Origin of the sequence: Marinobacter sp. F4206, assembly GCF_019392195.1 — a bacterium.
Classification (GTDB): domain Bacteria; phylum Pseudomonadota; class Gammaproteobacteria; order Pseudomonadales; family Oleiphilaceae; genus Marinobacter.
This window is the reverse complement of the sequence record NZ_JAHXKI010000002.1, coordinates 18260-39161: the sequence shown is the minus strand read 5'-3', so window position 1 is coordinate 39161 and position 20902 is coordinate 18260. Positions and strand designations below refer to the sequence as shown.

Below are 20902 nucleotides of genomic sequence, written 5' to 3'. Positions count from 1 at the left end.
GGGAATTTGCTACCTGCTAGACCTTGTTTTTTGTTAAGTCTCAGCGGTTGGGCTTGAGCACGGCATGGAGTACGCGGTCGTGTTCAAAATAGACCACAAAGTTGCGGTAGTGCCATTGGGTGATCGGAGGTTCGCCCACGGGGCCCATCACCTCAAGTGGGTCTCCCCAGGTGGCCCGCACGGACGCCTGGCTCATCCCGGTTTTGGGGGTGCTGACCAGCTCGCGATCGGCCTGGGAGCCCACGGGAATACTGAGTTGCTCGGCTACCAGACCGCTCGCCGGAAACAGGGTGAGCGTCGTCGCGAGAGCCAGAGTGCTCAGTCTTATTCTGTGTTTATTCATTGAATGATCTCCATTAATGCCTGGTGCCTCCCGGGGTTCATCCGGAAGGACATGGATAAAGCGTAATATCTTAAAAGGACAAGCAAAAGTCACCTGTTTTTCCAAGGTTACTCTTTTTGACGTTGCCGAATCTGCCAGCGCATCACATGTCGTGCAATTTGCTGGCGGTCACTGTCCTGAATGCGCTCGAATTCGGTATGGACCCTGGCGCCGCCCGTGCTGTCGGGCTGCACGTCAATAACCTGTGCGATCGCCCGGGGCTGAAAAAGTTCTGGCGGCAGGGTCATGCGGATGGCAAGGCGGTCGCCGATCGCCCATGCCGGGGTGCTGCTGGAAAATGCCAGGCCACCCTCACTCAGGGTGACCTCCTGCCAGTCTTCAGGTTGCAACGGATTTTGCTCAAAGGTCATAATGCGCGCAAGCGTATCCAGCTTGCCATTCAGGGACTTGATCAGTCCGGTCAGCAGGCGGTCTCGCTCAGCGAGACTGGCGAGCTGCGATCTGACATCCTGATCCAGTCGCCGGAATTCGGCTTTCAGACTTTCCAGGTGATCACCATCAAAAGCGTCTTCCTCGGGGGAGGTGTTAGGTGAAAGCCTTCGGATTTCCAGGCCGATTCGATCTTCGATACGGAAGAAATCCCGACGTTCGGAGGTATACTCCACCGGTTCACTGGGTGTGCTGGGTGACGGCATTCTGACTCCGACAACGAAATTTTTATTGGTATAGAACAGTTTAGCAGTTTCCCGCGTCGCTGGAAGACGGTTGGGAAAACCAGACCACGACAGACCTGAAGGTAGCGACAGGCGCCTCCCCATGTTCAGACCCTTATCGTTTTACATTGGTTTGCGGTACACCGCAGCCAAACGTCGTAATCACTTTATCTCCTTTATATCACTGACTTCCATGATCGGCCTGATGCTGGGGGTCGCGGTGTTAATCATCGTGCTTTCGGTTATGAACGGCTTCGATCGGGAGCTCAAACAGCGAATTCTCGGCATGGTTCCCCATGCGGTGATTGAGGGCTCCGGCCCTCTGCAGGATTGGGAATCGGTTGATCAGCAAGTCCAGCAGCATCCGAGGGTCCTGGCTGCCGCGCCCTTTATCCAGGGGCAGGGGATGGTCACCGGAGGGGGTAACGTTCGGGGCGTTCTGCTAAACGGCGTGCTGCCGGAACAGGAGAGGACGGTTTCGATCATTGAGAATCACATGATTGAGGGGAGCCTGGATGATCTCAAGTCTGGCGAGTTCGGGATTATCATCGGGCGCCTGATGGCGGCCAGCATGCGGCTTCAGCTGGGTGACAAGATTACAGTGGTCCTGCCCGAGGCGTCAGTAACGCCGGCCGGAGTGTTGCCAAGGCTCAAGCGGTTTACTGTCAAAGGCATCTTCAGTGTGGGCGCGGAGCTGGATGGCAACTACACGCTCGTGCATATGGACGATGCCTCCAAGCTAATGCGTACCGGTGGCAAGGCTCTCGGGGTGAGGTTGCTGGTGGACGACCTGTTTGCTGCTCCGAAGGTGGCAGAGCAGGCGGCTCGAATGCTGGAAGGGCGCTATTACATCTCTGACTGGACCCGGACCCACGGCAATTTGTTCCAGGCGATTCGGATGGAAAAAACGATGATTGGTTTGCTGCTGATGTTCATCGTGGCAGTGGCGGCCTTCAATATTGTCTCCACATTGGTAATGGTGGTGACGGACAAGACCGCAGATATCGCAATTTTGCGAACCATGGGCGCTACGCCAGGGAGAATCATGCGGATTTTCATTGTTCAGGGGGCGGTCATCGGCGTTTTCGGTACTCTGATTGGCACGACGCTGGGTGTCATTGGCGCACTGAACATAAGTGCCTTTATCTCGTGGCTCGAGGGGGTCCTTGGGCACCAGTTCCTGAGTGCTGACGTGTATTTCATAAGCTACCTGCCTTCCCAGTTGCAGTGGCAGGATGTTTCTATAATCAGTGGTGCTGGTCTCGCCATGAGCTTGGTGGCAACTGTCTATCCTGCGTGGCGGGCATCCAGGGTCGATCCGGCGGAGGCGCTGCGTTATGAGTAAGGAGAACACGATGCAGCCGAGTTCCGCGCCTGTGATCGATTGTCGACAGGTTACCCGGACCTACACCGAAGGGCCGGAAAGGCTGACGATCTTTTCCGATATCTCCCTGCAGGTGGCGTCCGGAGAGACGGTCGCAATCGTTGGCAGCAGTGGCGCCGGCAAAACGACCTTGTTGAACCTGCTCGGTGGCCTGGATCGACCGTCATCCGGCCAGATTGCTATCTGTGGTGAAGATATTCACCGGCTGTCCGAGGCTGGTCGGGCCCGTTTTCGGAATCGGCACCTGGGTTTTGTCTACCAATTCCATCACCTGCTGCCGGAATTTTCGGCACTTGAGAATGTGATGATGCCGTGCGCGCTGGGCGGTATGGCTGTCAATGCTGCGAGGAAGAAGGCCGGGGAATTGCTGGCCCGCGTGGGACTGGCAGAGCGGTTGGCCCACAAGCCAGGTGAGTTGTCCGGCGGTGAGCGTCAGCGTGTTGCGATTGCGCGGGCATTGGTCAATGAGCCTCAGTGCGTGTTAATGGACGAGCCCACTGGCAACCTGGACGAGCACACCGGGGAAGGTGTACGCGAGTTGATCGAAGCGCTTCGCGATCAGCTGGGCATCTCGTTCGTCATGGTGACCCACGACATGAGGATGGCGCGGAGTCTGGGGCGGGTCTTGCGACTGGAGCAGGGGCGGCTGATTCAGGAGAACTGATCCGCCGCTCGACTGCGCCGGATCCGCTGGATCCGCCTTTCTTGCCAGTCCGAGCGTATTTTTCGGCGCCACAGAAACTGGATGGTCAGGTAAGCCACGCAGGCTGAAATGGTGGCTATGATCAGCGAGCCGAGATACAGCGGAATCCCAATATCCAGTATTCGTTCGCTGATCCAGGCCCAGGAGAGCTCGAACTCAAAGTTGAGTACCGGACGGTTGAGAATCCAGGCGCCGACTTTGTAGTTGAAATAGAAGATCGGCGGCATGGTAACCGGATTGCTGATCCAGACCAGGACCACGGACAGCGGCAGGTTCGCGTTGAACCAGATCGCAAAGAGCGCCGCGCCGAGCATCTGGAAGGGCATGGGTATGAAGCAGAACCATATGCCCACCAGGAAAGCACGGGCGACACTGTGTCGATTGATGTGCCACAGGTTGGGTTCATGAAGGATATCGCCAAGAAAGCGCAGCGACTTCATCGCTTGCACCTTCTCCGGTGATGGCAGATAGCGTTTCATGAACTTCTTTGGCATTGGAAGCGCTGCCTGTTGAAAAGTGTAAAACCCGGTAGCAAGGATGCTGCCGGTGATGTCTCAAACCGGGAGGACAAGGATTGTCCGGAAGTTCAAATGATCAACGCCGGCCCCTGGAGGGGCACGGTACAGCAGTTGTGGGCGTTTTCGCCTTCTCTTGCGGCGTTATCTTACTGTATCGGTTATCGGTGTTGCCACCACCAGAATGGTTCGTGGCGTGCTTTATCACTTCTTTTTGCATTGCGGTACGTTCCCGTCGTCCGATGCTTCGGCAAGGTGCCCTTGTGGTTATGGCGCTGGCCTTGGGGAGTGGTTGGGCAGGCTGGCATGCCAGCCAGCGTTTGAGCGAGCAGTTACCGGCGGGTGCCGAGGGCCAGAGGGTGTCGGTGTCCGGTTACGTTTGTGACGTGCCTGCTCCCGGAAGCTTCCGAAGTCTGCGATTCAGTTTCTGTGTCACGCGTTGGCACGACCTTCCGAAGGACAGAGGCCAAGCCCGGCCTGTGCCCAGACTGCTCCGGTTGGCCTGGTACGGGGCAGAGGTATCAAAGCTTCCCGCTCATCGTCTCAGGCTCTCGGTTGTGTTGAAGCGTCCTCACGGAACGCTGAATGACGAAGGGTTTCGGTACGAGGACTGGCTGTTCCGGAAGGGCTATCGTGCAACCGGAACCGTGCGCGCCGTCGAGCCGGATGACACGATCCGCTGCGGTCTCCATTGCCTCTATCGACAGGTCCATGCCGGGCTGGCCCGCTGGGTTGAAGTGAGGTTTGCCAACGCTGAACACCTGCCGCTGATTGCGTCCTTGTTGGTGGGCTATCGGGGCGCTATGACTAATGCCCACTGGCAGGTTCTGCAGGCAACGGGGACGGTCCATCTGGTTGCCATCTCAGGCCTTCACCTCGGGCTTATTGCCCTGGGTGCCGGGCTCATTGTCAAGCGACTCCTGCTGGCATTGCCGCCGGTTCGTCTGAATGAGGCAACTCAACGCGCGCTTGTGTTCATGGTCGTGATGCTGTGTTGCCTCCTGTACGCGCTGGCCGCAGGTTTCACTGTGCCGACCCGACGAGCCTTGCTGATGGTGGTGGTTGGGGGCTGGTCCTTGTTGTTCGCCCGGCAGAGGGCGGCGTGGCACGCCTTGGTCCTGGCTCTGGCCGTTATCCTGTTGCTGGATCCGTTTGCACCTCTTGATCAGGGATTCTGGCTCTCGTTCAGTGCGGTCTCGGTGCTGATCTATGTCTTCGCAGGTGCCCTGGCGGTTTCCGGCTGGCTCAGGGCACTGCTGGTTTCACAGTGTGCCGTATTTGCGGGCCTCTGGCCGGTGCTTCAGGTTTTCGGGCAGGATCAGCCCTTGATTGGCGGGCTGGCAAACCTGGTTGCCATCCCCCTGGTTTCGACGGTCGTTATGCCGGTGCTCGTGGTCGGAGGCTTGTTGGTGGCAGCTGTCCCAGTGGGGGCCGGGGTCGTGACCGGTGTATTCGATACGGTACTGGGCGTCCTATGGAGTCTGCTCACCGAGCTGGCGCAGCTCGGGTCACCCGAACTCGACGCCGGGCCGGTGGAGGTCGCGTTTCTGGCTTGCCTTGTCCTGGTGCTGTTCCGGATGCCGTTTCGGGGTGGCCGGGTGGCCGGAGTGTTGGCAATTCTGTCCTGGTTGGGGCTCGCTCTGCTGCAGTCGTCGTCGAACCGGGCAATGCCTGAGCCCGAGGTACGAATCTGGGACGTGGGGCAAGGCTTGTCGGTGTTGGTGCGCGCCGGGGATAAGGTTCTCCTCTACGATACGGGGCCGGCGGTACCGGGGGTGTTTTCATCGGTAGAATCCACACTGCTGCCTAACCTGAAAGCCTTGGGCGTTCGTCGAATCGATACACTGGTGATCAGTCACGCGGACAGCGATCACGCTGGCGGTCTCGCTTTGCTGACGGATTCGCTGGAAATAGGGCAGCTGGTGTCAGGTGAAGTTCCTGACGTGAGGCAAAAGCTGGATGGTCCGGCCAGTTTCCCGGTTGTCCCCTGTTTGCAGGGCAGTGAAATGTTGGGCGGTCTGAAAGTCAGCTACTGGCGGGCGCCGGGAAGGCGTGAAGGCAACGATGCCTCTTGTGTGCTGAGGATAGAGCACCCGGAATCAGGCACCGAGTGGATTCTCCCGGGGGATATCGGCGCGAATGTAGAGGCACACTATCTAGCCTATCTGAACGAGGTTGCCGACTTGGCAAGTGGCGTGACTCGGGTGGTGCTCGCGCCTCATCACGGCAGCAGAACCTCCTCGTCAGTGAATTGGGTGGATTCGCTAAGCCCGGACGTGGTGATTTACTCGGCGGGGTACCGCCATCGATTCGGGCACCCACATCCAATGGTGACGGCCCGATACCGGAGCCGGGGTGGCCGTTCCTTCAGTACTGCCTGTTCCGGAATGCTGATTCTGGCCATTGACCATAACCGTCTGACCATCAAAGAAAAGCGACGCGATGCGCCATTCTGGATTAGCGGTGCGGATCAGGCCCGGGCCGGATGTAAAATACCGTGACATAACGGGTGTGGCCTCCAACGGCAGCTATGCTAAAGTAGCGCGGCTTGTAAATTATCAGGGAGACCGAGCGTGTTCGAGCTGTTGAAAGCCGGTGGCATTTTGATGGTGCCAATTGTTGCGTGTTCCATTCTGGCGCTAGCCATCATTATGGAGCGTTTCTGGACCCTTCGCGCATCCAGGGTTGCTCCATCCCAGACCGTCAACGAGTTATGGCGCTGGATCAAGAAGAAAGAGCTCAATGGCCGCAAGCTGAAAGCGCTCCAGGGGTCCTCTCCCATGGGCCGGATTCTTGCCGGCGGTCTGCTCAATGCCAAGCACGGTCGTGAGATCATGAAAGAGAGCATCGAGCACGAAGCCAGTCAGGTCATTCATGACCTTGAACGTTTCCTGAACCCACTGGGTACGGTTGCCACCATTACGCCCCTTCTTGGCCTGCTCGGAACCGTGATTGGCATGATCAAGGTCTTTGCCGAGATTCAGTTGGCCGGCGTCGGCAATGCCGGCAACCTGGCAGGGGGTATTTCCGAAGCTCTGATTACCACCGCGGCCGGGCTCAGTGTTGCGATACCCGCCCTGATTGCCCACCGTTACTTTATCCGGCGGGTAGACGAACTGGTGGTCAGCATGGAGCAGGAAGCGATCAAGCTGGTTGAGGTAGTCCACGGAGACCGCGAAATTGACGTGGAAGGAGCCTGAACACCGTGAAGTTCAAGCGCCAGAGAAGTCAGGAAGTCGCGGTAGACCTGACGCCACTGATCGACGTGGTATTCCTGCTGCTGATTTTCTTTATGGTTTCCACCACCTTTACTCGTGAGAGCCACCTTCAGGTCGAGCTCCCGGAAGCCAGCGGCGAGCCGGTGTCACCAGCAGAGGTGAAGCAGATTGATGTGGTGATCAATGCCGAGGGACAATACATCCTGAACGACCGGACCCTCGTCAACAACCGACGGGAGACTCTTGAAAGAGGCGTTCGGGAATTGGCTGAAGGCAACAATGCGCTTCCATACATCATCACCGCGGATGCTCGCACGCCCCATGAGTTTGTGGTTCGTGCCATGGACGTTGCCGGTCGGCTCGGGTTTGCCAAACTGAGCATTACCACCGAGCGGGAGGCTGAAAGCCCGTGAGCAGCACCGAACCGCTTGCTACGCAGCCCCCGGAAACACCGTCCGGCAGCTGGGAAACCTACAAGCGTCTTCTGGCGTATGTGAAGCCTTTCTGGCTGGCGTTTGCGCTCGCGGTGGTCGGCAACGTTATCTATGCGGCGGCATCCACCGGCATGGCCGCAGCCATGGAATACGTGATAGCGGCGATCGAGAATCCTACTGATGACAACCGGCTGCTACTAACACTCGTGATTGTGGGCGTCTTTGCTTTTCGGGGGCTCGGTACCTTCATGAGTCAGTACTTTATTAGCTATGTCGGACGCCAGGTGATCAATGCGCTGCGCAACGATGTATTTGACCGGCTTCTGACCCTCCCATCCCGGTACTTCGACGACAATGCGGCCGGGCGACTGGTTTCAAAGCTGACGTTCAACGTGGAGCAGGTAGCGGAAGCGACCACCAACGCGGTGACCATTACCCTCAGGGAAGGCCTGACAATTGCCGGTTTGTTGGGTTATATGCTCTACACCAACTGGAAACTGACACTGATCTTCCTTGCTGTTGGGCCCATAATCGGTGGCGTGGTCAGCTATGCCAGCAAACGTTTTCGTAGAATCAGCAAGCGGATACAGGGCTCCATGGGTGACATAACCCACGTGGCTTCAGAATCCATCGCCGGTTACCGGGTAGTCCGCACGTTCGGTGGCGAAGACTATGAGCAGCAGCGCTTTCGTGAAGTCAACGACCGAAATCTCAAGCAGAGCCTGAAAATGGCCTCGACCCAGGCGATCAGTGTGCCGGTAATTCAGGTTCTCGTGGCAATCGCCATCGCGGCGCTCGTCTGGACCATGCTGGCGCCGGAAATACGCGGTGAGATGACCACGGGCCAGCTGGTTGCGTTCATTACTGCGGCAACCACGATGGCCAAACCCATCCGGCAGGTGACCTCTGTCCATGCCAAGATCCAGAAGGGTGTTGCCGCGGCCTACGACGTATTCGAAACCATCGATGAGCGCCCGGAACAGGATCCGGGCACGTTCGCCCCGACCAGGGTTGAGGGAAGCATCTGCTTTGATGATGTCTCGTTCCGATACAGGGATCAACTCGACAACGTACTGGAAGGCATTTCCCTGACCATTCCGGCGGGGCAGAGTGTGGCTCTGGTCGGCCGATCCGGCAGCGGAAAATCGACACTGGTCAGCCTGTTGCCGCGATTCTATGAATACACCGGCGGCGACATTCTGATTGATGACCACTCCCTTCGGGATTATTCCCTTAAGGCCCTGCGCGCCCAGATTGCCCTGGTGACCCAGAGTGTCGTGCTGTTCAATGACACGATCGCCGCCAACATTGCGTACGGCGCCTTGCGTGACTGTACTCGCGAGGAAATTCGCGAAGCCGCTGCCAAGGCTCACGCTCTTGAGTTCATTGATCGTATGCCGGAAGGCCTGGACACCATGATTGGTGATAATGGTGTCATGCTGTCAGGCGGCCAGCGGCAGCGGCTGGCGATTGCGCGGGCACTGCTGAAAGATGCGCCAGTGTTGATTCTGGACGAAGCGACGTCGGCTCTGGACACCGAATCCGAACGTCACATTCAGGATGCCCTGGAAACGGTGATGGAAGGGCGGACCACACTGGTGATTGCGCACCGCCTGTCCACGATCGAGAAAGCAGACCGGATTCTGGTCATGGATAACGGGCGGATTGTGGAATCAGGCCGCCACGACGAGTTGCTGGCTGCGGGTGGTGCTTACGCCCAGTTGCATCAGATGCAGTTCAGCGAATCGGCATGAGTTCCCTGGTTGACCGGTTTTGGTACGGGAGCGGTCGCCCCTTGCGGCTTCTCGCGCCACTAAGCTGGCTCTACCAGGCGGTTTCAGCCTCGAGACGGCGCAAGGCCTGGGATGCCCGGGATGAGGAGTTGCCGGTACCTGTCGTGGTTGTGGGTAACATCACTGCGGGCGGTACCGGAAAGTCACCGTTGACCGCCTGGCTGGTTGCCGAGTTCCGGTCGGCCGGATGGCGGCCGGTGGTGCTCAGTCGGGGCTATGGCGGCAAATCTCCGCGATACCCGTTGCTTGTGCAAGAGGACAGCGAGCCTGCCCAGACGGGGGATGAACCGGTAATGCTCGCCCGGGCTACCGGGGCGCCGGTCGTGGTGGACCCCGAGCGCCGACGAGGCGCAGTCTGGGCCCTTGAACAAGGGCTCGGAGATCTCTTGATCTGCGACGACGGCCTGCAGCACTATGCGCTCCCCAGAGACCTCGAAATAGCGGTTTTTGATGGTGTGCGGGGCATCGGCAACGGCGCCATCATCCCGGTTGGACCGCTGCGCGAACCAGTGTCACGGCTTTCTTCAGTAGATTTTGTGGTCGTCAACGGCGGTGAGTTCGAGGGTGGCGAGCATATCGAGTCCTTCCATGGCATTGAGCATCCGCAGATTTACACCATGGCGCTTGAGCCGTTTTCACTGACCAACCTGAAAACCGGAGAATCACGCCCATTGGACGATCTGAAGGGGCAAGCCGTTCGGGCGGTGGCAGGTATCGGCAACCCGGAGCGGTTTTTTGACACGCTGCGGGATCTCGGAGCGGTTGTGGAAGGCATACCTTTTCCGGATCATCATGATTTCAGGCCCGCCGATCTGGAAGTAGAAAGCGGGCAGTGGGTGGTCATGACGGCCAAGGACGCGGTGAAATGTCGAGGCTTCGCCACGGACAATACCTGGGTGTTTTCCGTTCGGGCCCGATTGGCTCCTGAATTCATCGCGTCGGTGATCGCCAGAATCCGGCAAGGTTCCGAACAGATAATCTCTTAAACGTTGGTGAGAAAACATCATGGATAAAAAACTGCTGACAATGCTGGCCTGCCCGGTTTGCAAGGGCGATCTGAAACTGAACGATGCCCGCACCGAACTCGTCTGCTATCAGGACGCCATGGCCTTTCCGATTCGTGAAGGGATACCGGTAATGCTGGCGAGCGAAGCCCGGACACTCACGACCGACGAGCGTCTCGATAAGCGTTAAGTCACCCGTTCAGGATTTTTACCCATGTCTTTTACTGTCGTTATTCCGGCCCGATACGCTTCCAGTCGCCTACCCGGAAAGCCCTTGGCAGAGATTGCCGGCAAACCCATGGTGCAGCATGTCTATGGACGTGCCCTGGAAAGCCGTGCGGACCGGGTAGTCGTAGCGACTGATGATGAACGCATCCGGTCGGCCTGTGAGCGCTTCGGAGCCGATGTGGTCCTGACGTCACCTGACCATGCCAGCGGCACTGATCGTCTGGAAGAGGTTGCGAGAAAGTTGGACTTCGCGCCGGACCACAGAGTGGTGAACGTACAGGGGGATGAGCCACTTATTCCGCCCGCCCTGATCAATCAGGTCGCGGACAATCTCGAGCGCTATCCTGATGCCGCAATTGCGACCCTTTGCGAGCGCATTCATGACGTTGAACACGTTTTCAATCCCAATGTCGTAAAGGTCGTCTTCGATCATCAGGGCATGGCCCACTATTTCAGCCGGGCCCCGATCCCCTGGGCCCGCGATCGTTGGCAGGATAGTCGCCCGCTGGCTGGGGCGGACGTGTCTTTGCCGGATGGTGTTGGCTACTTCCGCCACATTGGTATTTATGGCTACCGCGCCAGTGTGCTGGGGCAATTCGTCAACTGGGCTCCGGCTCCTACTGAGAGGGTCGAGTCCCTGGAGCAGCTTCGGGCGCTCTATAATGGTGCCAGAATTCACGTGGACGTGGCGGCGGAAAAGCCGCCCGCTGGCGTCGATACCGAGGCGGACCTGGAACGGATCAGGGCGTGGCTGGACTCCGGGAGGGTGCAATGACCGATCGAATAAGCGTTCTTTTCGTCTGCCTGGGGAATATCTGTCGATCTCCCAGCGCTGAAGGCGTGTTCCGCGCGCTGGTTGAAGAATCGGGTCTGGATGACCGGATTGAGATTGATTCCTGCGGCACTGGCCACTGGCATATTGGCAAGGCTCCGGATGCGCGGGCGACACAGGCCGCCCGCAAGCGCGGCATTGATATCAGCAGGCTGCGGGCCCGCCAGTTCGCTGCCGACGACCTGGAAGCCTTTGATTACGTGTTGGTGATGGACCATCAGAATCTGGCGGAGGTCAGCGAAGTCTGGCATCGCACAGGTGGTACTCGTCCCGCCCTGTTTCTCAGCTACGGACAGTCGACGCACGAGGAGGTACCCGATCCCTATTATGGCGGCGACGAGGGGTTCGAATTGGTCCTGGATTTGATTCATGAGGCTGGAGAAGGGTTGTTGGCCAAGATTCGGGAGCGTCTGGCTTGAGCCACAAAGCAGAACCGAGCGAGTACGTGGAACTCGACAATCTCAATACCCTGCATGTGCCTGCTGTTGCGCGATTCTATCAGGACGTCAGCGATGCTGATGAGTTGATGGACGCCCTTGCCTGGGCTGAACAGCGGAGTATCAAGGTCCTGATCCTCGGTGGTGGCAGCAACCTGGTCTTCAATGGCGATTTTAACGGTCTGGTCATTCGGATCTGTGTGCGCGGTCGCTATTGGGAGCGCGCCAGGGACCATGAAGCGACCCTGGTACTGGGTGCCGGTGAAAATTGGCACGAGGCCGTGCTCTATGCTGCCGGGGCTGGGTACCGGGGAATCGAAAACCTGGCGTTGATACCGGGCACCGCGGGTGCGGCCCCGGTCCAGAATATCGGCGCTTACGGAGTGGAATTGTGTGACACACTGGAGTCCGTAACAGCACTGGATCGCCAGGCTGGCAAAGTGGTCCGGCTGGATAATGACGAATGCCGCTTCGCATACCGGGATAGTCTGTTCAAACAGTTGCCGGGCCACTACGCAATTCTGGAGGTGCGCCTCAGACTTTCCCGGGACAAGCCGCTGCAGCTAGGTTATCGGGATCTCGAGGAGTACCTGGGTGATCGCCCTCGGTCCGAGCTGAGTGCGATTGATGTGGCGGAAGCTGTCATGGCCATTCGGCGGCGCAAGCTGCCTGATCCCGATCTTATTCCCAACGCTGGCAGCTTTTTCAAGAATCCTGTGGTGGCTTCGGCTGAATACGAAGGTCTCCGGTCCGCCTATCCGGACGTCGTTGGTTATCCACAGCCCCAGGGCGTCAAGCTGGCAGCCGCCTGGTTGATTGATCAGTGCGGTTGGAAAGGATTCAGGAACCAGCGGGTCGGCGTTCACAATCGCCAGGCCCTGGTGCTTATCAACCACTCCGGGGGCACCGGGCACGATATTCTTGAGCTGGCTGGAAAAATACGGGATTCGGTAAAGGCAAGGTTCGGCGTGGAGCTTGAGATGGAGCCCGGCGTCATAGGCTAGCGACGCCGGGCTCCGAATTCAGAGCCCTTTGCGTGGCGATGCGTTGATCAGGAAGGGCAGGGCTTCGGCAACCGGAATATCCTGTTTCTCGGCGTCACGGCGACCTTTGTATTCAAGTGTGCCAGCCGCCAGGCCGCGATCGGAAACCACAAACCGGTGGGGAATGCCGATCAGCTCCATGTCGGCGAACTTCACGCCCGGGCGTTCATTCCGGTCGTCCAGCAGAACATCATACCCAGCCTGACGGAGCTGTTCGTAGAGCTTTTCGCCCGCTTCGGCGACGGTAGCCGACTTGTGGGCGTTCAGGGTCACGATGGCAACCTGGAACGGGGCGATCGCGTCTGGCCAGATAATACCCTTGTCGTCGTGGTTCTGTTCGATGGACGCGGCGACGATGCGGGAGACCCCGATGCCATAGCACCCCATCTCCATAACGACGCTTTTGCCATTTTCATCGAGCACTGTCGCGTTCATGGCCTTGCTGTACTTGTTGCCGAGCTTGAAGATGTGGCCGACCTCAATGCCTCGGCGGATTTCCAGAGTACCTTTGCCGTCCGGACTGGGGTCGCCTTCCACGACATTACGGATGTCCTCGACCCTGGAAAGCGGGACGTCACGATCCCAGTTCACCCCGGTCAGGTGGAAATCGTCCTTGTTGGCACCGCAGACGAAATCCGCAAGGTGAGCGGCGCTGCGATCTATCACGATCGGCACATTCAGGTTCACCGGGCCAATTGAGCCGGCTTTGCAGCCCACGGCTTTTTCAATTTCCTCATCGGTGGCCATGGTCAGGGGTGATGCGACACCGGCGAGGTTTTCAGCCTTGATCTCATTGAGGCTGTGATCACCCCGCAAGATCAGGGCGACAAGGCCCGCTTCTTCATCTTCGTCCGCCTCGGCTTTGACCAGCAGCGTTTTAACGGTGCGCGTAGCATCGACGCCGAGAAATTCGGAGATCGCGTCAATCGTGCGCTGACCCGGAGTGGAGACTTCCTTGAGCTCTTCGCCGGGGGCTGCACGTTCGCCGGCCGGTGCTACCGCCTCGGCTTTCTCGATGTTGGCGGCATAGCTGCTTTCCGTGCTGAACACAATGTCGTCCTCGCCAGAGGAAGCCAGCACGTGGAATTCGTGGGACGCACTGCCGCCAATCGCTCCGGAGTCAGCCTGTACCGGTCTATAATCCAGTCCCAGCCGGTCAAAGATGGCGCAGTAGGTGCGGTGCATGACCTGATAGGTCTCGTTCAGCGACTCGCCATTGAGGTGAAACGAATAGGCGTCTTTCATGACGAATTCGCGTGCTCTCATGACACCAAAACGGGGCCTGCGCTCATCCCGGAACTTGGTCTGGATCTGATAGAAATTGGACGGCAGTTCCTTGTAACTGTTCAGCTCGTTGCGGATCAGGTCGGTAATGACTTCTTCGTGGGTAGGGCCGAAACAGAAATCCCGGCCATGACGGTCGTGCATACGCAACAACTCGCCACCGTACTGGGTCCAGCGCCCGGATTCTTCCCACAATTCCGCTGGCTGAACCGCCGGCATCAGGACTTCCTGGCCACCGCTCTTGTCCATCTCTTCCCGAACAATTCGTTCAACCTTGCGCAGGGTTCGCAAACCCATTGGCAGCCAGGTGTAGAGTCCGGCCGCAAGCTTGCGGATCATGCCGGCACGCAGCATGAGCTGGTGGCTGATAATCTCGGCGTCTGCCGGTGTCTCTTTCTGGGTCGCAATCAGATAGCGGCTTGCTCGCATCGTGTCTTCCGTTTGGTTCGAATCAGGGGGTGTCAGCCTATCAGGCAGGCAGTAACGGGGCCGCCGAAGCCTGTTTAGGCTCACTGTTTCATAAAGTGGCCGTTATTGTACGGAGCCTGCTTCGCAAGGTACAGACGGCGATCGACTTAAACGGTGATGTTGGTTTGAAGTCCTGCCGCTGGCCGGATTAAGCCAGTCGACCTGTCAGGACAGGTAACCCAGCGGGAGCGAGGTGCTGTCGATGACCCTTCTCAGAACGAAACTTGAATGCACGCCACTTACGCCCTGAATCCGGGTTATCCGGTTCAGCAGGAAATGGTGGTAATGATCCATGTCCGGAACCACGACCTTCAGCATGTAATCGGCGTCCTGGCCGGTGATGAGGTAACACTCCTGCACTTCCGGGTACTGGGCGACCTGCTCCTCGAACGCCGAGAACCGCTCAGGAGTATGCCGATCCATGCCGATCAGGATGATGGCCGTCAAGGACAGGCCGAGCTTCTTGTGATCCAGAATGGTGACCGTCCGGACGATGATACCCGCCTCCTCCAGAGCCCTGACACGGCGCAGGCAAGGTGACGGCGAAAGTCCGACCTTGTCAGCCAGTTCCTGGTTGGTCAGAGAGCCATACTGTTGCACCTGCTCGAGAATTCGACGATCGGTTTTGTCTATTTTGATAAGACTTTCGGGTTTGATAGCCATAAAGTTCCACAAAAAATAAAATAATAAGCATAATGTAGCTAAAAATAGTGTTGAAAGGCTGAAATAGCAATCATATGCTCGAATTTTAACGTTAACCTATTAAAACTGTTGCAAGACTTCCTATTGGTAACCGCAAGGACTGACTCAAATGGCTTTTGATTACCGTAAATACGTTGCTTTCAAGCCTGTAGGCAAAACCGATCGTCGCTGGCCCGACAAGGTCATCGAAGCGGCGCCGACCTGGTGCGCGGTGGACCTTCGGGATGGTAATCAGGCACTGGTCAAGCCGATGACGGTAGCCCAGAAACAGCGGCTGTTTGACTTGCTGGTGAAGCTCGGTTTCAAGGAAATCGAGATTGGATTTCCGGCTGCCAGTCAGCCTGACTTCGATTTCTGTCGCAAATTGATTGAGGAGAACCGCATCCCCGAGGATGTGAAAATTCAGGTTCTGACCCAGGCCCGGCCGGAGTTGATTGAGCGCACCTACGAAGCACTGAAAGGCGCCAAGCGGGCAATCGTCCACGTCTACAACTCGACCTCCACGGTTCAGCGGGAGCAGGTGTTCGGGCTTGATCGGGCAGGTATCCGGGACATTGCGGTAAACGGCGCCAAGCTGGTGCGGGATATTGCCGCTCGACACCCGGAGACCGAGTGGACGTTCCAGTATTCGCCAGAGAGTTTTACAGGCACCGAACTGGACTTTGCGGCCGAGGTAGTAGACGCGGTGACTGACGTCTGGCGCCCGGACCAGGGACAGCCGGTCATTATCAACCTGCCTGCAACGGTGGAAATGGCAACGCCAAACGTGTTCGCCGACCAGATTGAATGGATTTGCGACAACATCCAGCGTCGAGAACACCTGAGCATCAGTGTGCACACCCATAATGATCGTGGATGCGCGGTGGCAGCCGCTGAGCTGGCCGTTATGGCAGGTGCTGACCGTGTTGAGGGCACGCTGATGGGCAACGGTGAGCGTACCGGTAACATGGATCTGGTCACCATGGCCATGAACCTCTATTCCCAGGGGGTTGATCCGACACTGGATCTTTCCGGAATGGCCGAGATCACCGAAGTGGTAGAGGCCTGTACCGAGATTTCGACACATCCCCGGCATCCCTACGCGGGAGAACTCGTCTTTACGGCATTCTCTGGCAGTCATCAGGACGCCATTCGTAAGTGCCTCGCGCGGCGTGAGCAGGGTGAGGCCTGGAATGTTGCCTATCTCCCGATTGACCCGTTCGATGTTGGGCGCCGCTACGAAGAAGTTGTGCGCATCAACAGTCAGTCCGGAAAGGGTGGTGTTGCCTATGTGCTGGAGCGGGATTACAACATCAGCCTGCCACGCTGGTTGCAGATCGAGTTCAGCAAGATGGTGCAAAGGGAGGCAGAAACCAATGGCGGGGAAATCGACTCCCTTACTATCCATCGGTTGTTCGAGGATCGCTACCTGAAAATCCACGATGACTGGGCACTGCATGCCTATGACCTGCATCGCGATGCTGACGGTGTGCAAGCCGACGTAACCGTGGGGTCGGAGGGCGCGCCGGTGTCGTTGGAAGGGCGTGGACTGGGAGCCGTTGAAGCGGTGTCCGATGCACTGGAGCGCCGATTCGGAATATCGATTGCCGTTGAGGCCTACGATGAGTTCGCATTGGGTGAGGGCACGAACGCAAATGCCCTGGCCTGCATTCGCCTGATGGCGGGCGGGCAGCACTGCAGCGCAGCGGCCCTGGCTGAAGACACCACGTCTGCGACCTTGCAGGCACTGTTCTCAGCGGTGGCCCAAGTAGTAGGTACCGAGATGCCGACTCCGCGGAGGAGCCCGGAAGCTGTCGATGCCTGAGAGAGTGTAGGAGTCAAACGTAATAAGCCGGCACGAGTGCCGGCTTATTGATTTTCCCATGCCCGTGAGGGGCAGAGGACGGAAGTGGTAACCTCAGACCGGGGTTACGTTTTCCGCCTGAGGGCCTTTCGGTCCCTGCGTTACGGTAAACTGTACCTGCTGACCTTCGGTCAGGGTACGGAAACCGCTTGCGTTGATTGCGCTGTAGTGAACAAACACGTCACTGCCACCGTCCTGAGCGATGAAGCCAAAGCCTTTGGACTCATTAAACCACTTTACGTGGCCGGTTTTTGTATCGGACATTGATCTTTCCTGTCTTTCTGAAATTTGCCCTCACGGGACCTTCATATTCCTTATGGAATCCATGCTGAGAAATCCAGAGAGTACTGAGGAAGGAGCAACGAAGAGCACTGCGGCAGGACGTTATAGCGCATTCACCAAATACCGCTGTATTTTCACAGCAATTTCAGTATAGACCGACTTTGGGGGTCGTCAACGCTTTTTTTGGTGGTTTCCTGCGTGTTTTTAGTGTTTTAAAAACAAGCATTTGACCAGGCGGGCAGGCAAAGACTCCCGAGCCTCCGATTGGAGGTCGGGAGGTTTTCCCGGGCAGACGAGTCAGCCTCTGAAGTGTTCGCTGATCTCTTCCAGAATGGCGGGATCGTCAATGGTGCTCGGAACCGTATACTCCTCGCCGTCGGCAATCTGGCGAATGACTCGCCGCAGTATCTTGCCGGACCGGGTTTTCGGTAAACGATCAACGACTATGGCCCTGCGAAAACAGGCGATGGCACCAATTTTTTCCCGAACCATTTCGACCAGTTCATCCTCGAGTTCATCGTGGTCGATGGTTGCGCCATCCTTGATCAGCACCAGGCCTATCGGTACCTGGCCTTTCAGATCGTCATGGGCGCCAACCACGCAACACTCGGCGATGGCCGGGTGGGAGGCAACCACTTCCTCCATTTCGCCGGTGGACAGTCGGTGTCCGGCCACGTTAATGACATCATCAGTGCGCCCCATGATGAAGACATAGCCATCGTCATCGATGAAGCCCCCGTCGCCGGAACTGTAAAATCCGGGAATGGGTTCGAGGTAGCTTTTGCGGAAACGGGCATCGTCACCCCATACCGTCAGCAGGCACCCGGGAGGGAGTGGCAGTCTGACCGCGATCTGTCCCTGTTCGCCCGCCGGCATCTGGCGCCCATTCATGTCGACGACTTGCACGTTGAAGCCAGGCGAGGGCACGGTCGCCGAACCGGGCTTGGTCTTCATCATTTCAATGCCAGCAGGGTTGCAGCAGATTGCCCAGCCGGTTTCGGTCTGCCACCAGTGGTCGAGAATAGGCAGATTGGTATGCTCCTTCAGCCAGTCATAGGTCGGCGGATCAAGGCGCTCGCCCGCCAGGAAAATCCGCTTCAACGAGCTGACGTCGTACCGGGACAGGTGGTCGGCCTCCGGGTCTTCCTTGCGGATGGCCCGGAAAGCGGTAGGAGCGGTGAACAGAAGATTCACGCCGTGATCCTGAACCACACGCCAGAACGCGCCGGCGTCAGGGGTTTTCACCGGCTTGCCTTCGTAGAGAATGGTTGTACAGCCGGCGAACAATGGCCCGTAGACAATGTAGCTGTGGCCAACCACCCAGCCGACGTCAGAGGCCGCCCAATACACATCTCCGGGGTTGGCGTCGTAGACCAGCTTCATGCTGTAGTTCAGCGCAACCGCATGCCCGCCGTTATCCCGAACGACGCCCTTGGGTTTTCCGGTCGTACCGGAGGTATACAGGATGTACAGCGGGTCTGTTGATTTGACCGGAACGGGCTCTGCCGGCGTGGCCGAGGCCACGGAATCGTTCCAGTCAAAATCCCGGCCGGGTTGCAGTTCGGCTTTGGATTGAGGGCGCTGGTAAACGATGCAGCTATCCGGCTTATGAGTTGCCTGCTCAATCGCCCTGTCTACCAGCGGTTTGTATTCGATCACCCGATTTATCTCGATGCCGCAGGACGCAGTGACCACGGCTTTGGGTTTGGCGTCATCGATCCGGACCGCTAGTTCGTGAGAGGCGAAGCCGCCAAAAACGACCGAATGAATAGCGCCAATGCGGGCACAGCCGAGCATCGCGATGGCGGCTTCGGGGATCATCGGCATGTAGATAATCACCCGGTCGCCCTTGGAGATTCCACGCTCGCTCAGTGCACCGGCGAACAGGGCGACAGCGTCGGTCAGTTCCTGATAGGTGTAGGAGCGTTTGGTGTTTGTCACGGGAGAGTCGTAGATCAATGCGGTCTGGTCGCCGCGTCCGGCACGGATATTGGCATCCAGGGCAACGTAGGAGCTGTTCAGAACGCCGTCGGGGAACCATCGTCCGTGACCGTTTTCTGTCGGTGTCCAGATGGTTTTAGGCGGCTCGATCCATTCGATTTGCTCTGCCTGTTCACGCCAGAAGTCGGTCGATTGGTCAATCGACCGCCGAAACTCGGAGTGGTAGTCCATACATTCCACCTCATTCTGCCTATTGTTGTTTTATTGTCTTTCTGAACAACTCTAGGCCGTTTGAAATCATGGACTAGTAGACCATTGGCTTAGTTGCGCCATTTTTGTGCGCTAATTCTCTGGTGAATTGACGGAGGTCACTCTGGCGGTTATTTCTCCCCGGGCGATGCGGACTGTGATTCCGTCGCCGGGCGTGAGATCGGTAGCCTCGCGGATAATGTTGCTCTGGTCGTCCCGCACAATGGCGTAGCCCCGGCCGAGAGTCGCCAGCGGACTGACGACGTTGAGGGTCTGTGCGACGTGTTCCAGCCGTTCCCGACGCTGCTTAAGCTGCAGGCGGATGGCCGAGTCCAGGCGGTCACTGCTGCGGGTGAGCGACTCCCGACTGTCGATCAGTTGACGGCGTGGAGACTGCAGGGCAAGGCGTTGGCCGAGATGCTCGCTCTTCACCCTGAGGCGTTCCGTGCGCTGGATCATGGCCTTGCGAAGGCGAAGTTCCAAATCATCCATCCTCTGTGCCTTCTCTAATAACTCCCTGCGCGGATCCCGCAGGCGAGCGCCGAGGTGTTCGAGCTGGGTTGCAAATCGTTTGATGGTGCGTCGTGCAGCATTCGCGAGCCGGTGCTCCCGTTCCCGGATCTGTCTCAGCCAGTCCTGTTGGTCGGGCGAGATCTTCTCGGCAGCCGCCGAGGGCGTTGGTGCGCGAAGATCGGCCACAAAATCGGCGATGGTGACGTCCACTTCGTGTCCGACCGCGCTCACGGTGGGTATTCCGCAATTGGCGATAGCGCGGGCGACGGCTTCTTCGTTGAAGCACCAGAGATCCTCGAGCGAACCGCCGCCACGACCGATAATAAGGACATCCGCCACCCCGTGGACCTGTGCCTGTTCGATAGACTTAACGATATCCTTTGTGGCTGCTTTGCCCTGTACTGCCGTCGGGTAGAGGGTGACGGGGATGGCAGGGCATCGGCGAGCAAGGACGGTCAGGATGTCATGAATGGCAGCGCCGGTCGGCGAGGTGATTACGCCAATGTGCCCGGGTGTTTTTGGCAGCGGTTTTTTTCTTGCGGTATCGAACAGGCCCTCGATCTGCAGCTTGCGCTTGAGTTCCTCAAAGGCTTGCTGGAGTTCCCCCAGGCCGGCCGGCTCAATGTGCTCGACTATGATCTGGAAATCGCCGCGATTCTCGTAGAGTGTCACTTTGCCGCGAATCCGGACCTGGTCGCCTTCCTTGGGAAGACTCCGAATGCGCTGGTTGAAGCCCCGGAACATGGCGCAGCGGACCTGGCATTTCCGGTCTTTCAGTGAGAAGTACCAATGACCAGAGGACGGCCGGGAAAAGCCCGACAGTTCGCCCTCCACCCAGACTTGCATGAAACTGGATTCCAGCAGGTGTCGGGCCTGGTGATTGAGTTCACTGACGCTCAGGGCTCTTGGCCTGGTGTCTTGAAGCAGGGGGGTTTCCCGGGGTGTGCCGTAGTCATCCATACGCAATAGCCGA

General features: G+C 58.0%; 20 protein-coding genes. 12 read left to right on the top strand and 8 right to left on the bottom strand.

The features are described from left to right. Nucleotides 1-40: 40 nt before the first annotated feature. Together KZO34_RS02455 and KZO34_RS02450 are read right to left on the bottom strand one after the other, a co-directional pair. On the bottom strand, nucleotides 41-343 hold the full coding sequence (locus KZO34_RS02455; RefSeq protein ID WP_219473051.1) for an outer membrane protein assembly factor BamE: 303 nt from the start codon (nucleotides 341-343) through the stop codon (nucleotides 41-43). 107 nt (nucleotides 344-450) lie between these two features. Further along, nucleotides 451-1038 (bottom strand): PilZ domain-containing protein, encoded by a 588-nt coding sequence (locus KZO34_RS02450; protein WP_219473050.1) that lies wholly within the window; start codon nucleotides 1036-1038, stop codon nucleotides 451-453. Nucleotides 1039-1159: 121 nt separating this feature from the next. On the opposite strand from KZO34_RS02450, the gene KZO34_RS02445 reads away from it, so the two are divergent. Together KZO34_RS02445 and KZO34_RS02440 are read left to right on the top strand one after the other, a co-directional pair. Next, a complete protein-coding gene (locus KZO34_RS02445; RefSeq protein WP_219473041.1) occupies nucleotides 1160-2401 on the top strand; it encodes a lipoprotein-releasing ABC transporter permease subunit in 1242 nt (413 codons plus the stop codon). Then, nucleotides 2394-3104: an ABC transporter ATP-binding protein gene (locus KZO34_RS02440; RefSeq protein ID WP_219473039.1), complete on the top strand. Its 711-nt coding sequence runs from the start codon at nucleotides 2394-2396 to the stop codon at nucleotides 3102-3104. Before KZO34_RS02445 ends, KZO34_RS02440 begins: the two co-directional genes overlap by 8 nt. On the opposite strand, the gene KZO34_RS02435 is transcribed toward KZO34_RS02440, so the two are convergent. Next, entirely contained in the window at nucleotides 3092-3637 is a 546-nt protein-coding gene (locus KZO34_RS02435; RefSeq protein WP_219473037.1) for a DUF2062 domain-containing protein, read from the bottom strand. The two genes, KZO34_RS02440 and KZO34_RS02435, sit on opposite strands and share 13 nt — an antisense overlap. Before the next feature lie 137 nt (nucleotides 3638-3774). On the opposite strand from KZO34_RS02435, the gene KZO34_RS02430 reads away from it, so the two are divergent. The 9 genes from KZO34_RS02430 (at nucleotide 3775) to murB (ending at nucleotide 12608) form a co-directional block, all read left to right on the top strand. Continuing rightward, the gene (locus KZO34_RS02430; RefSeq protein WP_308318814.1) at nucleotides 3775-6159 is read left to right on the top strand and encodes a DNA internalization-related competence protein ComEC/Rec2; all 2385 of its coding nucleotides are present in this window, start codon (nucleotides 3775-3777) and stop codon (nucleotides 6157-6159) included. Nucleotides 6160-6231: 72 nt separating this feature from the next. Beyond that, nucleotides 6232-6858, top strand: a complete 627-nt coding sequence (locus tag KZO34_RS02425) for a MotA/TolQ/ExbB proton channel family protein (RefSeq protein ID WP_219473035.1) — start codon at nucleotides 6232-6234, stop codon at nucleotides 6856-6858. 5 nt (nucleotides 6859-6863) lie between these two features. Further along, nucleotides 6864-7289, top strand: a complete 426-nt coding sequence (locus KZO34_RS02420; protein WP_219473034.1) for an ExbD/TolR family protein — start codon at nucleotides 6864-6866, stop codon at nucleotides 7287-7289. Further along, the gene (msbA, locus tag KZO34_RS02415) at nucleotides 7286-9064 is read left to right on the top strand and encodes a lipid A export permease/ATP-binding protein MsbA (protein ID WP_219473032.1); all 1779 of its coding nucleotides are present in this window, start codon (nucleotides 7286-7288) and stop codon (nucleotides 9062-9064) included. The genes KZO34_RS02420 and msbA overlap by 4 nt, the downstream gene beginning before the upstream one ends. Next, the gene (lpxK, locus tag KZO34_RS02410) at nucleotides 9061-10089 is read left to right on the top strand and encodes a tetraacyldisaccharide 4'-kinase (RefSeq protein ID WP_219473030.1); all 1029 of its coding nucleotides are present in this window, start codon (nucleotides 9061-9063) and stop codon (nucleotides 10087-10089) included. Before msbA ends, lpxK begins: the two co-directional genes overlap by 4 nt. 19 nt (nucleotides 10090-10108) lie before the next feature. Beyond that, on the top strand, nucleotides 10109-10297 hold the full coding sequence (locus KZO34_RS02405) for a Trm112 family protein (RefSeq protein WP_219473028.1): 189 nt from the start codon (nucleotides 10109-10111) through the stop codon (nucleotides 10295-10297). 24 nt (nucleotides 10298-10321) lie between these two features. After that, nucleotides 10322-11110, top strand: coding sequence for a 3-deoxy-manno-octulosonate cytidylyltransferase (gene kdsB / locus KZO34_RS02400; protein WP_219473026.1), 789 nt, complete (start codon nucleotides 10322-10324; stop codon nucleotides 11108-11110). Beyond that, nucleotides 11107-11586 carry a low molecular weight protein-tyrosine-phosphatase gene (locus KZO34_RS02395; protein WP_219473024.1) on the top strand — a complete coding sequence of 160 codons (480 nt, stop codon included), beginning with the start codon at nucleotides 11107-11109 and terminating at the stop codon, nucleotides 11584-11586. Before kdsB ends, KZO34_RS02395 begins: the two co-directional genes overlap by 4 nt. Beyond that, nucleotides 11583-12608 carry a UDP-N-acetylmuramate dehydrogenase gene (gene murB, locus KZO34_RS02390; protein ID WP_219473022.1) on the top strand — a complete coding sequence of 342 codons (1026 nt, stop codon included), beginning with the start codon at nucleotides 11583-11585 and terminating at the stop codon, nucleotides 12606-12608. The genes KZO34_RS02395 and murB overlap by 4 nt, the downstream gene beginning before the upstream one ends. An 18-nt stretch (nucleotides 12609-12626) precedes the next feature. Here murB and KZO34_RS02385 read toward each other — a convergent pair whose 3' ends face one another. Together KZO34_RS02385 and KZO34_RS02380 are read right to left on the bottom strand one after the other, a co-directional pair. Continuing rightward, a complete protein-coding gene (locus tag KZO34_RS02385; RefSeq protein ID WP_219473019.1) occupies nucleotides 12627-14360 on the bottom strand; it encodes a proline--tRNA ligase in 1734 nt (577 codons plus the stop codon). A 204-nt stretch (nucleotides 14361-14564) separates the two neighbouring features. Beyond that, on the bottom strand, nucleotides 14565-15062 hold the full coding sequence (locus KZO34_RS02380) for an Lrp/AsnC family transcriptional regulator (protein WP_219473017.1): 498 nt from the start codon (nucleotides 15060-15062) through the stop codon (nucleotides 14565-14567). A 148-nt stretch (nucleotides 15063-15210) separates the two neighbouring features. Here KZO34_RS02380 and leuA point away from each other — a divergent pair, with 148 nt between their 5' ends. Further along, on the top strand, nucleotides 15211-16905 hold the full coding sequence (gene leuA, locus KZO34_RS02375) for a 2-isopropylmalate synthase (RefSeq protein ID WP_219473015.1): 1695 nt from the start codon (nucleotides 15211-15213) through the stop codon (nucleotides 16903-16905). A 93-nt stretch (nucleotides 16906-16998) separates the two neighbouring features. Here the strand turns inward: leuA and KZO34_RS02370 are convergent, their stop codons facing one another. From KZO34_RS02370 to xseA, 3 genes are all read right to left on the bottom strand, one after another. After that, nucleotides 16999-17208, bottom strand: coding sequence for a cold-shock protein (locus KZO34_RS02370; RefSeq protein ID WP_008169155.1), 210 nt, complete (start codon nucleotides 17206-17208; stop codon nucleotides 16999-17001). 315 nt (nucleotides 17209-17523) lie between these two features. Next, nucleotides 17524-19407 carry a propionyl-CoA synthetase gene (locus KZO34_RS02365; RefSeq protein WP_308318757.1) on the bottom strand — a complete coding sequence of 628 codons (1884 nt, stop codon included), beginning with the start codon at nucleotides 19405-19407 and terminating at the stop codon, nucleotides 17524-17526. A 102-nt stretch (nucleotides 19408-19509) separates the two neighbouring features. Beyond that, nucleotides 19510-20889 (bottom strand): exodeoxyribonuclease VII large subunit, encoded by a 1380-nt coding sequence (gene xseA / locus KZO34_RS02360; protein WP_219473011.1) that lies wholly within the window; start codon nucleotides 20887-20889, stop codon nucleotides 19510-19512. Nucleotides 20890-20902 lie beyond the last annotated feature (13 nt).

What these genes read in the sequence shown, in the direction of transcription:
- KZO34_RS02455 (WP_219473051.1), bottom strand. Translation starts at nt 343, where the DNA reads ATGAATAAACACAGAATAAGACTGAGCACTCTGGCTCTCGCGACGACG.
- KZO34_RS02450 (WP_219473050.1), bottom strand. Translation starts at nt 1,038, where the DNA reads ATGCCGTCACCCAGCACACCCAGTGAACCGGTGGAGTATACCTCCGAA.
- KZO34_RS02445 (WP_219473041.1), top strand. Translation starts at nt 1,160, where the DNA reads ATGTTCAGACCCTTATCGTTTTACATTGGTTTGCGGTACACCGCAGCC.
- KZO34_RS02440 (WP_219473039.1), top strand. Translation starts at nt 2,394, where the DNA reads ATGAGTAAGGAGAACACGATGCAGCCGAGTTCCGCGCCTGTGATCGAT.
- KZO34_RS02435 (WP_219473037.1), bottom strand. Translation starts at nt 3,637, where the DNA reads ATGCCAAAGAAGTTCATGAAACGCTATCTGCCATCACCGGAGAAGGTG.
- lpxK (WP_219473030.1), top strand. Translation starts at nt 9,061, where the DNA reads ATGAGTTCCCTGGTTGACCGGTTTTGGTACGGGAGCGGTCGCCCCTTG.
- KZO34_RS02405 (WP_219473028.1), top strand. Translation starts at nt 10,109, where the DNA reads ATGGATAAAAAACTGCTGACAATGCTGGCCTGCCCGGTTTGCAAGGGC.
- kdsB (WP_219473026.1), top strand. Translation starts at nt 10,322, where the DNA reads ATGTCTTTTACTGTCGTTATTCCGGCCCGATACGCTTCCAGTCGCCTA.
- KZO34_RS02395 (WP_219473024.1), top strand. Translation starts at nt 11,107, where the DNA reads ATGACCGATCGAATAAGCGTTCTTTTCGTCTGCCTGGGGAATATCTGT.
- KZO34_RS02385 (WP_219473019.1), bottom strand. Translation starts at nt 14,360, where the DNA reads ATGCGAGCAAGCCGCTATCTGATTGCGACCCAGAAAGAGACACCGGCA.
- KZO34_RS02380 (WP_219473017.1), bottom strand. Translation starts at nt 15,062, where the DNA reads ATGGCTATCAAACCCGAAAGTCTTATCAAAATAGACAAAACCGATCGT.
- leuA (WP_219473015.1), top strand. Translation starts at nt 15,211, where the DNA reads ATGGCTTTTGATTACCGTAAATACGTTGCTTTCAAGCCTGTAGGCAAA.
- KZO34_RS02370 (WP_008169155.1), bottom strand. Translation starts at nt 17,208, where the DNA reads ATGTCCGATACAAAAACCGGCCACGTAAAGTGGTTTAATGAGTCCAAA.
- xseA (WP_219473011.1), bottom strand. Translation starts at nt 20,889, where the DNA reads ATGGATGACTACGGCACACCCCGGGAAACCCCCCTGCTTCAAGACACC.